At 38.3% G+C, this 12,901-nt stretch carries 14 protein-coding genes and 1 other RNA gene; 12 read left to right on the top strand and 3 right to left on the bottom strand.

Features of this window, described 5'->3' with window-relative positions; all coding sequences use genetic code 11:
* The first annotated feature begins 296 nt into the window (after window positions 1–296).
* Window positions 297–1,226 (top strand): EamA family transporter RarD, encoded by a 930-nt coding sequence (rarD, locus tag RCG21_RS26945; protein ID WP_133334328.1) that lies wholly within the window; start codon window positions 297–299, stop codon window positions 1,224–1,226.
* A gap of 41 nt (window positions 1,227–1,267) precedes the next feature.
* On the opposite strand, the gene RCG21_RS26940 is transcribed toward rarD, so the two are convergent.
* The gene (locus RCG21_RS26940) at window positions 1,268–2,068 is read right to left on the bottom strand and encodes an NAD kinase (protein WP_133334329.1); all 801 of its coding nucleotides are present in this window, start codon (window positions 2,066–2,068) and stop codon (window positions 1,268–1,270) included.
* Between the two features lie 161 nt (window positions 2,069–2,229).
* Here RCG21_RS26940 and sppA point away from each other — a divergent pair, with 161 nt between their 5' ends.
* The 9 genes from sppA (at window position 2,230) to RCG21_RS26895 (ending at window position 10,601) form a co-directional block, all read left to right on the top strand.
* Window positions 2,230–3,240: a signal peptide peptidase SppA gene (sppA, locus tag RCG21_RS26935; protein ID WP_133334330.1), complete on the top strand. Its 1,011-nt coding sequence runs from the start codon at window positions 2,230–2,232 to the stop codon at window positions 3,238–3,240.
* A 131-nt stretch (window positions 3,241–3,371) separates the two neighbouring features.
* On the top strand, window positions 3,372–3,812 hold the full coding sequence (locus tag RCG21_RS26930) for an RDD family protein (protein WP_235824798.1): 441 nt from the start codon (window positions 3,372–3,374) through the stop codon (window positions 3,810–3,812).
* Between the two features lie 78 nt (window positions 3,813–3,890).
* On the top strand, window positions 3,891–4,589 hold the full coding sequence (locus RCG21_RS26925) for a DUF2953 domain-containing protein (protein WP_208025357.1): 699 nt from the start codon (window positions 3,891–3,893) through the stop codon (window positions 4,587–4,589).
* A gap of 17 nt (window positions 4,590–4,606) precedes the next feature.
* Window positions 4,607–5,089 (top strand): GerW family sporulation protein, encoded by a 483-nt coding sequence (ytfJ, locus tag RCG21_RS26920; RefSeq protein ID WP_133334332.1) that lies wholly within the window; start codon window positions 4,607–4,609, stop codon window positions 5,087–5,089.
* Between the two features lie 168 nt (window positions 5,090–5,257).
* Complete coding sequence (tpx, locus tag RCG21_RS26915) at window positions 5,258–5,758, top strand: thiol peroxidase (protein WP_026572190.1); 501 nt, start codon at window positions 5,258–5,260, stop codon at window positions 5,756–5,758.
* A 61-nt stretch (window positions 5,759–5,819) separates the two neighbouring features.
* Complete coding sequence (locus tag RCG21_RS26910) at window positions 5,820–6,812, top strand: class I SAM-dependent methyltransferase (RefSeq protein ID WP_133334333.1); 993 nt, start codon at window positions 5,820–5,822, stop codon at window positions 6,810–6,812.
* A 1,138-nt stretch (window positions 6,813–7,950) separates the two neighbouring features.
* Window positions 7,951–9,138 (top strand): acetate kinase, encoded by a 1,188-nt coding sequence (locus RCG21_RS26905; RefSeq protein WP_133334334.1) that lies wholly within the window; start codon window positions 7,951–7,953, stop codon window positions 9,136–9,138.
* 109 nt (window positions 9,139–9,247) lie between these two features.
* On the top strand, window positions 9,248–10,105 hold the full coding sequence (locus RCG21_RS26900; protein ID WP_133334335.1) for an EcsC family protein: 858 nt from the start codon (window positions 9,248–9,250) through the stop codon (window positions 10,103–10,105).
* Window positions 10,086–10,601, top strand: coding sequence for a MogA/MoaB family molybdenum cofactor biosynthesis protein (locus RCG21_RS26895; RefSeq protein WP_133334336.1), 516 nt, complete (start codon window positions 10,086–10,088; stop codon window positions 10,599–10,601). The genes RCG21_RS26900 and RCG21_RS26895 overlap by 20 nt, the downstream gene beginning before the upstream one ends.
* A 28-nt stretch (window positions 10,602–10,629) precedes the next feature.
* On the opposite strand, the gene RCG21_RS26890 is transcribed toward RCG21_RS26895, so the two are convergent.
* Window positions 10,630–10,944 carry a hypothetical protein gene (locus tag RCG21_RS26890; RefSeq protein WP_133334337.1) on the bottom strand — a complete coding sequence of 105 codons (315 nt, stop codon included), beginning with the start codon at window positions 10,942–10,944 and terminating at the stop codon, window positions 10,630–10,632.
* 247 nt (window positions 10,945–11,191) lie between these two features.
* Here RCG21_RS26890 and RCG21_RS26885 point away from each other — a divergent pair, with 247 nt between their 5' ends.
* Complete coding sequence (locus RCG21_RS26885) at window positions 11,192–11,341, top strand: hypothetical protein (RefSeq protein ID WP_165976245.1); 150 nt, start codon at window positions 11,192–11,194, stop codon at window positions 11,339–11,341.
* A gap of 163 nt (window positions 11,342–11,504) precedes the next feature.
* A complete protein-coding gene (gene ald / locus RCG21_RS26880) occupies window positions 11,505–12,626 on the top strand; it encodes an alanine dehydrogenase (protein ID WP_133334338.1) in 1,122 nt (373 codons plus the stop codon).
* A 49-nt stretch (window positions 12,627–12,675) separates the two neighbouring features.
* Here the strand turns inward: ald and ssrS are convergent.
* Window positions 12,676–12,871: non-coding RNA, 6S RNA (gene ssrS / locus RCG21_RS26875), on the bottom strand.
* Between the last annotated feature and the right edge of the window lie 30 nt (window positions 12,872–12,901).

The following is a 12,901-nucleotide window of genomic DNA, read 5'->3' as shown; positions in this document are numbered from 1 at the left end:
ACAGTCTTTTTTGGTTGTCTACGTTAAACTCCGCTCTAGGACCTCCCCGCGGAAAGCGAGTGACCGGAGCGGAAATCAATAGGCCCTTTTGCATGGGAAATCCATTAAATAGTATTAGATTTGACAAAGTAGAAAGTTGCTGAGAAAAATACCCTTTCTTGAAAATCTGGCAATCGGTTCTCGATTGTTTTTTATTTTGGGCAAAAATTGGTGAATTAAAATTCCCCCTTTTCCTTCCGTTTCACGTTATAATAATAAATATTTCGAAACTAGAAAGATTGGGGAACAGAACAACAATGAATAAATCAGAGATAAAAAAGGGAACCTTCCATGCAGGTTTCTCCTATTTCTTATGGGGGCTGCTGCCCATCTATTGGAAGCTCATCGATCAAGTAAGTGCCTTTGAAATTCTTGCGAACCGAATTTTTTGGTCGTTTATTTTTATGGTCCTAGTACTTTTATTAACAAGAAAATGGAGATTATTTACTCAAACCCTTAAAGGATTTGCACAAAATAAAAAACAGCTTTATGCCCTGGCCATTGCCTCGTTATTAATAAGCATTAATTGGTTTGTCTATATTTGGGCAGTTAACAGCGGTCATATGCTCGAAGCAAGCTTTGGCTATTATATCAATCCGCTCGTGAGTGTCCTATTGGGAATGATTGTCCTAAAAGAAAAATTGTCAATTGCACAATATATCTCATTTGGCCTAGCCACTATTGGGGTATTGATCATTTCAATTTCCCATGGGAAATTTCCTTGGATTGCCATTAGTCTAGCACTTTCTTTTGGGTTATACGGCCTTGCAAAAAAATTAATCAATGTAGAGTCAGCCGTGGGATTAACTCTTGAAACATTAGTTGTTGCACCGATTGCAGCAATATATATGTGTTTCCTATTTATTAATGGTACGAATTCATTTTTATCAGCAAGTGCGGTAACCGATTTACTGTTAGTAGGCGCCGGAGCGGCAACGGCTGTACCACTGCTTTATTTTGCAAAAGGTGCACAAAAAATTCCGTTATCCTTACTTGGATTCTTACAATACATTGCGCCGACTTTAACCTTAATTTTAGGCGTGTTTGTCTATAAAGAACATTTTTCAAAAACACAGCTGCTTTCCTTTATTTTTATTTGGTCCGCTTTAACGATTTATTCTTTATCTAAAACAAAACTATTTCCTCAGAGAGGATTAAATATCCAAAAAGAAAAATTAAACGGATAAAAATAGCAGCCACCGAGTTTAATTCTAGGGTGGCTGCTTTTTTATAGAAATTGTCTTTTCACTTTATGCCAGAATGAATTGTCTTTTAATTTAAGCGTCTTAATTTTTTTATTGCTCATTTTTATTTGAATTTTTTCCACATGGCGAATACTTAATGCTTCATTGTCCATACCCATTACGGGATGGTCATTTCCTTCTGAAATCACTTTAAGTGTCAGCGTACGTTCCTCTCCAATGATAAATGAAGACCCCAGTGTGCGGTACCGATTATTATTTAACGAAGCAACCTCACTGATTTGCATACAGGAAATTAACGGGTCAACAACGGAACCATTTAGTGATTTATTATAAGCAGTGCTGCCTGTAGGTGTGGCCACCACCAGCCCGTCTCCACGGAAGGTTTCAAAATGCAGCTGGTCAATGAACACGTCAATTACCAGCGTTTTAATAATGGAGGAACGGATGCTGAACTCATTCAAACATGGGAACATCCCTTGTCCATCCACTGTCACTTCAAGAAGAGGGTAACGACGGACTTCAAATTGTTCATTTACTGAAGCTTCAACCATTTTTGAGGTATCATCAATCCGAAAATCACAGTACATACTTAAGTTTCTAGTAGTCGAAATACCAGCGTAAAGACAATCCTCTCTAAAACCTGTTTTCCGGACGGCCTGCAGGAAAGTTCCGTCATGCCCGATGCTGGCAATAATATTTGCTTTCAGTTGATCATCAACGATCGTAAAACCATATTGTTCAGCTAACTCATAAATATGCGAAGCTTTTGAAAGCATATCGGCATCACGTGTGTGGTAAAAGTAAATATTGCGGCGACTTTCCATAAATGGACCTCCTAAATACAAAAATAATTTCCAATTTTTAACGTTTATAAAAATATCTTTTGATAAAATGATGATAATCTTATTTAGTTTAGCATTTTTTTGAAACAATATGAAAATACGGACGTAAATTTAACTGGATTGACACAGGTGGGGGAAAGAATATGAATGGAAAACGCTGGGCAGCACTCGGAATTGCAGCAGCACTATTTTTTGTCTCAGTGGTTATTAACTTTTTATCAGCTTTTGCCTTTAAGGGTATTGAGACGGATATAGGTGAATTTTTATCAACAAGTGAGCAGCCTTTTACTGAAGAGGTAGTTAAAGACGGAAGCGAGCTAAAAAAAATTGCAGTCCTAGATGTGGATGGGGTTATTCAAGATACGGGTGAAACAGCCTCTTTATTACAAAGTTCCGGCTATAACCATCAGGACTTTATGAAAAAATTAAACTATATCAAAGAGGATGATACAGTCAAGGGTATCATCATAAGAGTCAATTCTCCCGGGGGTGGAGTCGTCGAAAGTGCCGAGATCCATGATAAACTAGAGGAGATTCAAAAAGATACGAAAAAACCGGTCTATATTTCAATGGGGTCAATGGCAGCGTCGGGAGGATATTATATTTCAACAGCAGCTAAAAGGATTTATGCAAGTCCAGAAACACTTACTGGATCTCTTGGAGTTATTATGGAAGGGATCAATTATGAAGGATTAGCGAAGAAGTATGGCGTCGATTTTGTCACGATTAAAAGTGGAAAATATAAAGACATTATGAGTCCAACTAGAAAAATGACCGAGGAAGAGCGGCAAATTCTTCAACGAATGATTAATAATTCGTATCAGGGATTTGTCAAGGTTATATCTGAGGGCCGCCATTTAAGTATTGAGCAGGTAAAAAAGATTGCGGACGGGAGAGTATATGACGGTCGGCAGGCGAAAGAATTGAATTTAATTGATGGCTATGGATATTTGGATGATGTTATTAAGAAAATGAAAAAGGATGAGAATTTGAAGGGAGCAAAGGTTATTCGCTATTCAGATGACCTTGGATTTGGTTCATTATTCAGTATGCAGGTTCATAAATGGATGGGAGAAAACGCGGAAATGGCCGGAATGCTAAAAATTCTCTCTAAACCCAATTCACCAAGGCTCATGTATCTTTATGCGGAATAGGGGCGAAGTAGATGGAAAGCAATTATGATCAAGAAAACAAAAATCAAATAGAGGATCATCGCTCCGAAGAAATGATGATACATCAAGAAGAAGAGATTAACAGCGAAAACAACGTCCAACTAAAAAAGGAAATGATAAAGGAATTACCGCGATATCCAATTCGATATGCCGGATTTTGGATGCGTTTTTGGGCATATCTACTTGACTTAATTATAGTTGGGAGCCTAGTCAGGCTGTTGATTAAGCCTGTATTTCGCATACTTGACATCTCTTTAGCTGAATTTAATATGTTTGCTCCCATTTCTATTGCTTCTGCGGTTATTTTTTATTTATATTTTGTCTTGATGACGAAATATTTCCAGCAGACACTTGGCAAAATGGTATTTGGGATAAAAGTAGTTGATTTGAATAAGGATCAATTAACTTGGGGAACTGTTTTATTCCGTGAATGGATCGGCCGCTTTATTTCGGCGACAATCATTGTCGGATATGTAATTGCTGCCTTTCTTCCGAAAAAACAAGGATTGCACGATCTCTTTTCAGACACTACGGTAATCCACGCAGAAAAGTAATTTTTAAGCCTATCAACTTTTTGTTGATGGGTTTATTTTTTTGCCTTAAAGCCATACTAATAGGCTGAAAGGCTGTGAATGAAATTGATCTGGGTCCTTCTAATCTTTGTTATTCTTGTGCTCTTATTCTTACTGATTATTTTTACAAAGCTGACGATTAAAGTGAATTATTATCACCATAATGACAATGATGATTTAAAAATCGAGTTTAAGATTTGGTTTGGCCTGATTAAATTCAAAAAACATATTCCATTAATTAAAGTGGATGATGATTCACCAAGTATTGTTGTCAAAGATAAAAAGAAAAAAGGCCATTCTTCTGAAAAATCCTCAAATGATGAGGTACATCAAATTACTCCCGATGAAATGATTACGAATTTTAATAATACAAAAGAAATTCTAAAGCATATAGTTGATATGCATATAATCATCCGTAAGTTTTTAAAAAAGGTCTCTATACAACAATTTGAATGGCATACGATGTTTGGGATAGGGGATGCTGCACATACAGGAGTATTATGTGGAGGACTTTGGACGATTAAAGGAGGTATTGTTGGTTTACTAAGTAACTATTTTAATTTAAAAGAAATGCCTATTTTACAGGTTACACCACACTTTCAAGCAACCGTTATTCAAACACAATTTTCATGTATGTTTCAGTTTCGAATCGGGCAAGCTATTTTAGCAGGATTAAAACTAATAAAATTCTGGAAGGGCGGACGCCCGAAATTAAAATCAAACACTAATTTTTCAAAGGAAAAAACTAAATCCGTTTGAAAGAGGAGGAAACTACGATGTCTGACCATCCAATTCAAGGTTTGATGACAACGGCAATGGAAAGCTTAAAAGAAATGATTGATGTAAATACAATTATCGGGGATCCTGTTGAAACCCCGGATGGAAGTGTCATTTTAACAGTTTCAAAGGTTGGTTTTGGATTTGCGGCCGGTGGAAGTGAATTTAAAGGAGGCGGCGGTGGAGGCCAACAAGGTCAGGGCCAAAATCAAGGTCAGGGCCATAATCAGTCAAGCCTCCCATTCGGAGGAGGAAGCGGAGCCGGGGTTTCTATTACACCCATTGCCTTTTTAATTGTAAATTCTCAAGGTGTGAAAATGCTTCATTTGGACGAAAGTACTCATTTGTATGAAAAAATATTGGAACTGGCACCACAGGCAGTGGATAAAATCCAGCAAATGTTTTCGAAAAGAGATCACCTACATTCAACCAGCCAGCAAAATAGCCATCAGTCTCAAGAAAAACATGATCTTGATTTATAATGAAAAGGTTAATCTTCCGAGAAAAGGAGGATTAACTTTTTTCATGGATAGGTTTCAGGTTGAAATAATTGCAAAAAAGATTCTGAAAAGATATATTTACACTGTACATATTAGCGGTATGACATTAAATTGCCGCTCAATTTGATAAAAACAAAGGAGGATGTAAATATGGCAAACGTGACATTTGGCGGTAAAGCGGTAACATTATTAGGCAGTGAGGTAAAAGTAGGGGAAAAGGCACCTAATTTTACTGTGCTTGCAAATGATCGTTCAGAGGTTACTTTAAATGATACAAAGGGACAGGTGCGTTTAATTACTTCTGTACCTTCTTTGGATACAGGTGTATGTGATGCAGAAACACGTCGTTTTAACGAGGAAGCAAACAATTTAGGGAATGTAAAAATCCTAACGATCAGCTGCGATCTTCCATTTGCACAAAAGCGCTGGTGTGGAGCGAACGGAATCGAAAACGTACAGACATTATCCGATCATCGTGACCTTTCTTTCGGTGAAGCATATGGTGTTGCTATGCAAGAACATAGATTATTAGCACGTGCAGTGTTCGTGGTTGATTCCAGCGATACTGTGACATATGTTGAATATGTGAGTGAAGCAACGCATCATCCTAATTATGAAGCAGCAATCGAAGCAGCTAAAAGTGCGAAATAATTAAATGTAGAGGAGGCCTCGTCAATGGCGGGGTCTTTTTTGATTATATGGAGGTTATAGGATGAAAGTTTCTCCAGTTGAAGAGCTTTTTACGGTATTTAATCAGACGGCCCTCGTGATTCAGGAGGAATTAGAATGCAGCTTTTTAGAGGCATTGGCTGAAACAGGGGAGAACCTTTTTCAGGGTTCTATCCTTCAGGAGGAGTTAAGTGAATTAACCGTAAAAAGACTAAAAAAACATTATGAAGAAATTCAGATTAATAAATATTCAAATGAAGAAATTCGAAAAGCGTACCAGCTTGTGATTTTAAAAGGGATGCAGGAAAATGTGCAGCCAAATCATCAAATGACGCCTGATTCGATTGGTATGCTTATTGGTTATTTAGTTCAAAAGTTTGGCGTGCAACCATCAATGCGCTTGCTTGACCCGGCAATTGGAACAGGTAATTTATTAACGACTGTATTAAACCATTTACAAAAGGAAGTGGTTTCAATCGGCGTTGAGGTTGATGACCTTTTAATAAGGCTGGCTTACATTAATGCTAATTTGCAACAGCATCCCGTAGAGCTTTTCAATCAGGATAGCCTCGAGCCATTATTTATTGATCCAGTTGATGTGGTAATTGGAGATCTACCTGTTGGTTACTATCCGAATGATGTTCGGGCCGCGGATTATCAATTGCAGGCAAAAGAAGGGCATTCCTATTCACACCATCTATTTATTGAACAAAGTGTCAAGCACACAAAACCAGGAGGGTATCTATTTTTCCTGGTGCCAAATACACTTTTTGAAAGTGACCAAGCCAAAGGGCTTCACGAATTTATAAAGGAACATGTTATTATACAAGGGTTCCTTCAATTGCCAAATAGTATGTTTAAAAATAAGAGTACGGCAAAAAGTATTTTAGTTTTGCAGAAGAAAGGTGAGGAAGTTCTGCCTCCAAAGCAAGCTTTACTTGTTAATCTGCCAAGTCTGTCAAATGCTGCAGAAATGGATAAAATCTTATTAAAAATGGACAAATGGTTCCAAGAGAATAAACCAAAAAACCGATAAAATATCGGTTTTTTTTCAGGCTGTCGAAAATCTTTCGATTGCCTTTTATTTTATTTGATCTCTTAAAAAATGCACTGCTTTAATTCATTATATATTATTAGAGTTTGGTCTCTGCAACAAGTCTGTTGATTTCCGCTCCAGGTGCGTGCGGTTCGCGGGCGTGCCGGGAAGCCTCCTAGGCGCTTTGGCGCCTGCGGGTCTCCCCTGCCCCGTACTCCCGCAGGACAATGAATTGCTTCCTTGAATCCGCCCACGCACGAAGAAAATGCGTTAGCATTTTCGAGGAGTCTTCTCGCCTTCCGCTCCAATCAACAGATGCATTTTTAAAAAAATTTCACTCCATGAATATTTAAAATAATTGGTGAATTTAATTTTAGGCCAAGAAGAGTTTCGCCAAAGTGAATAGAATTCGTTTCTGATGGATTAGACCCAGATGACTACCTTCTATGCTTGATTGACAAATCTATTGGTTTTTCGTCTATTATTTAAAAAGTAAATCTGGAATAATGCTTTATAAATTTATAAAGGAAAAAATTGGGCGAAGCTTCGCAGGCTGGAAAGAGCTCTTCGTGGGCTTTCCGATTCCGGTTATGGGATTTGGACAGAACCGGTGAACAGGTTATTACCGCAGCCTGCCAAAATTATAGAAGATTACAATACAGTTAACAAGGTTTGAAAAAGTGTGTTGTAATACATTGTTTTACTAGCTTGTTGATTGGAGCGGAGGGCACTCGACTCCTGCGGGATAGAGAGGTCACTGGAGACCCCACAGGCGCACGCGCCGAGGAGGCTCCAGGACCTCCCCGCGCGGAAAGCGAGTGACCGGAGCGGAAATCAACAGGCCCTATTGCAGGGAAATCAAAAGACAAAGTAAAAAATCGCTAAAAAAATACCCTTTCTAAACAATCTTAACCGATGAATTTTTGTTTTTTTGTTTTTTACTAATAGTACAAAAACTTTGAATAAAATTATATTTTAGATGTAACCGCTGACACTTAAATTACTCCTTGAAATGTGACAAATCGAGTGTTTAAATGAGTAATTGAGAGATATATTCAATTTCGGTTTGCAAAGGCTAAAGATGAGAGAAAAGAGTCCTTTAAAACCGATGTTTTTATATAAAAGGAGCTGTAGCAAAATGTCTAAAATTATTGCAATCAATGCCGGCAGTTCATCCTTAAAGTTTCAATTATTTGAAATGCCAAGTGAGAATGTTATTACAAAAGGGTTAATTGAGAGAATCGGTTTAAAAGATTCTATTTTTAATATCACTGCACATGGTGAAAAAGTTCAAGAAATCATCGATATTCCAAATCATGATGTGGCCGTTAAAATGTTGTTAGATAAACTTACGTCGCTCAGAATTATTGAATCACTGGATGAAATTGAAGGAATCGGACATCGTGTAGTACATGGTGGAGAAGCCTTTAATGATTCTGTTCTCATTACCGATGACGTATTGGCAAAAATCGAGGAGCTATCGGAATTGGCGCCACTGCATAACCCGGCAAATATTACTGGAATTCAAGCATTTCAAGGAGTATTGCCGAATGTTCCGTCAGTTGCTGTCTTTGACACAGCCTTCCATCAAACGATGCCTGAAAGCTCTTTTTTATATAGTCTTCCATATGAATACTACAAAAATTATGGAATTCGAAAATATGGTTTCCATGGTACGTCCCATAAATATGTGTCACAGCGTGCCGCTGAGCTATTAGGTCGTCCAGTTGAACAACTGCGCCTTATATCCTGCCACTTAGGGAATGGGGCAAGTATTGCAGCTATTGAAGGCGGTAAATCAATTGATACTTCAATGGGCTTTACACCACTTGCAGGGGTTACAATGGGAACGCGTTCAGGAAATATTGACCCAGCGTTGATTCCATATATCATGGAAAAAACGAATAAAACGGCTGAAGAAGTTCTTGATATTTTAAATAAAAAGAGTGGAATGCTGGCTGTTTCCGGTTTTTCAAGTGATTTACGGGATATTGAAATTCAAGCGAAACAAGGAAACGCCCGGGCAAAACTTGCGTTAGATGTATTCGCAAACAGAATTCATAAATACATTGGTTCCTATGCATCCCGTATGTATGGTGTAGATGCGATTATTTTTACTGCGGGAATCGGCGAAAACAGCGATGTGATTAGAGAAAATGTTCTTAAAGGGTTAGAATTCATGGGAGTTTACTGGGATCCTGCCCTTAATAAGGTTAGAGGAGAAGAAGCCTTCATTAATTATCCTCACTCACCTGTTAAGGTATTGATCATCCCGACAAATGAAGAAGTAATGATCGCCCGCGACGTGGTTCGCTTGGCAAATTAGGATTTAATATAAAAGGCAAAGTCTCTCTAAAGGGATTTTGCTTTTTTTAATCCTTCTGTTTCTTTATGCTATACTTAAAGAAAGAATTGGAAACAGGAGGAGTGTTTTCATGCCGCTCTCAGACAGGGAGAAAAACGTCTTAAAGGAAATAAGGGAATGGGAAAATCATTTATTCAGTTATGAAGTAAATGACTTTCAATTGACCTATGAAAAATACTTAGAGCGTTCCTTTTTACTTTTACCCAAAATGGTTCAAAAAAAGTTTTTTCTATTAGTCGACAACTGGTTGTTTCACTTACATGGCTTGATTCAGGGTTCCCAGCTTCAGATGGATGCGAAGGAACGAATTCTTTCATCCGGAAGGATTTTTTACAAGGAGTTAGAAAAAATAGATGATCTAAAAAAATTAGATATCAATCAACTGCAATACATAGCCCAGCAACAAATTGCCAAGCATCGGCTGTATTCCTTTGCACAAGGTGGACTATCTGGAACAGGCGGTACCCTGCTTTTAGGAATGGATATTCCGGCAATTGCCGTGATTAATTTACGAGCTGTGCAATTAATTGCCATGACTTATGGATTTGAGGTCAATACTCCTTTTGAAATGATGACTTCACTGAAGGTTTTTCATACTGCTACACTTCCTCCTAGGATTCAGAAGGATGGATGGGCGGCGCTCATGCATGAATTAGACGGAAACGATGATTTTTATTTTTATCAAGGGAATGAAGAAATAACGGATATTACCTGGCTGGAGCAGCCTGTCCAACAGCTGTTAAAGGCAATGGTCATTGCTTTATTTCGAAAAAAATTGATTCAGGGCATTCCGCTTGTCAGCATGGCGATTGGGGCAGGGGCAAATTATCAGTTAACAAGGAAAGTTACGGAAGTTGCCCACAAATATTATCAGCTTCGTTATTTAAAAGAAAAAGAGGAGTATCCGGATGAGTACGAAAGAGCATAAAAAAGAAGCGCCGAAAACCGTTCATTGTAAAGTAATTACGGTTAGTGATACACGAAATGAAGAAAGTGACAAAAGCGGGAGATTGATGATTGACCTCCTAGAGCAAGCAGGTCATAAGGTCCTTGATTATTGTATAGTAAAAGATGAAAAAGCCCCTATTCAAGAAGAAATTTTAAAGGGCTGTGAACGAGAGGATATCGAGATTATTATCACCAATGGAGGCACAGGTATTGCCAAACGGGATGTGACGATTGAGACCGTCAAGGCGCTAATTGAAAAAGAAATTGTTGGGTTTGGAGAATTGTTTAGAATGTTAAGCTACCAGCTAGATATAGGATCTGCAGCCATACTTTCACGAGCTATTGCAGGGGTTGTGAAAGATAAAGCCGTTTTTTCTACCCCGGGCTCTTCAGGTGCCGTAAAGCTTGCGATGGAAAAACTTATTCTTCCAGAAATAGGGCATGTGGTAAGAGAATTGAAAAAGGACTTGAAATAAAAGAGGCTCCCATAAGCGGGAGCTTTTTCTAATGGTGCATTTTTACTGAAACAGTTTGATTTGCGCGATACCAAATCCATAAATCATTAATAATGGAAGCGAGATCCGCGATTTCACTGTTTAGTTCACAGGAACGAGGGAAGTCGCTTTCATCTGAAAGTTGTGATTGTTTTTGATTAATCGTATGTTCAAGTTCTGCAATTCTGTCAGGAATGGTGCCGCGAATTTGCTCCCAATAGAACAAGATAGCAGCCTGGGTCTGGCGGGAATACTGTTCCCAATCTAGTTGAATGTCAGGGAGTTGAATTCCCAGACGTTGATCGAAAGAAAAATGTTCTTCCATACATTTGCCTCCACATGTATAGTTTTTTTTATTTTACTACACATTATCGGAGCTTTCACTGGAAAACTATTAATCTAACCTAAAATATAAATGTAAAACAATTACACAAGTTAATAGCATTATGTATTTTTTATTAAGTCGATGATTCATCATCTCTTTTACCCGAATTATACAACAATTGGAAATGTATAGATGTGCCAATTTTTCGAACAATAATGGGGTATTAATTATTGAAGGGGGCAGGCACATGAGCAAGCGTAATCCGAATAAGCAAAATATTTTTGAGTTTGATGAACAGGGGACAAATGAGGTAAGCGAGCAAATCTTGAATTCGTATAATAGCGGATTTATCGGAGAGGGAACCGAACAGACTGAAAGCAGCAGTACAGAAGGTTAGGCAGGGAAGGATGGAAGGCTGTCCGAATGAGGGCAGTCTTTTTCTTTTTTTATTCTATTTTCAATAAATCACTGGAATCTATATTCATAACAGGCTTTGACATTATTAAGCTTATGGGTGGATATAATAGTAAATATGGATGATTTAAAATGGAGGTAAGGATATGCGGATTGGAGTACCTAAAGAGATAAAAAATAACGAAAATCGTGTAGCGATGACACCTGCCGGGGTAGTAAACCTATTAAAATTTGGTCATGATGTATATATTGAAAAAGGAGCGGGGCATGGATCTGGTTTTTCTGATGAGGATTATGCTTCAGCTGGAGCAAAGATAGTAGATTCGGCCGGAGAAGCTTGGTCGATGGAAATGGTTATGAAGGTAAAGGAACCACTCCCAAGTGAGTACTCCTATTTTCGTGAAGGGCTAATATTATTTACATATTTACATTTAGCCCCGGAACCGGAATTAACCAAAGCTCTCATCGATAATAAAGTGGTTGGAATTGCCTATGAAACCGTTCAGCTATCAAATAGAAGTTTGCCATTATTGACTCCTATGAGTGAAGTAGCTGGTAGAATGGCAGCACAAATTGGTGCTCAGTTTCTTGAAAAGGTTCATGGCGGTAAAGGAATATTGCTTTCCGGAGTGCCGGGGGTTCATCGAGGAAATGTGACAATTATCGGTGGCGGGGTTGCCGGTACCAATGCAGCCAAAATGGCCATTGGATTAGGTGCGAAGGTTACGATTATTGATTTGAACCCCGACAGGCTTCGTCAATTGGATGATATTTTTGGTTCAGACGTGACTACGTTAATGTCTAACCATTATAATATTGCCGAAGCTGTTAAGGAATCAGATCTTGTAATTGGAGCTGTCTTAATCCCGGGAGCAAAAGCACCGAAGCTTGTCACGGAAGAAATGATTCAGTCAATGAAACCGGGCGGTGTTGTCGTAGATATCGCCATTGATCAGGGGGGGATTTTTGAAACAACAGACCGGATTACGACACATGATAATCCAACATATGTAAAGCATGGGGTAGTCCATTATGCTGTTGCAAACATGCCAGGGGCTGTTCCGCGTACCTCCACCATTGCTTTAACAAATGTAACGGTTCCGTATGCATTAGACATTGCGAATAAGGGATATAAAGCGGCTTGCCTTAAAAATGAAGCATTGTTGAAAGGAATTAATACACTTGGCGGCTATGTAACCTACGAGGCAGTGGCAGAAGCACATGGTCTTCAATTTAAGGATACAAAGACATTGTTAGAAAAGGTGTAAGGTATATAAAAAAACCAGCTTCAATTTGAAGCTGGTTTTTAGTTACTAATATGTAGCCGCAATTGCCGTATTCATATAAGAAAGTTTTAAACCACCACTCCTCAAAGTGGGTGTTCGCAGAAACCTTCCTGCCTGTCCTCCATGTCTTGTAGACAGAGGCATGTCATTTCAGTTTCAATGTTAAAACTCCCTTTTACAGCTTAAAGGTTAAAACTTTATTATCATTACGTACAATGCAGCTTGTATTATTATTTTACTGCAGATTACTCGATTGT

This window comes from Bacillus salipaludis (assembly GCF_030938565.1).
GTDB classification, from domain to species: Bacteria; Bacillota; Bacilli; order Bacillales; family Cytobacillaceae; genus Neobacillus; species Neobacillus salipaludis_A.
This window is presented reverse-complemented; position numbering and strand designations above follow the sequence as displayed.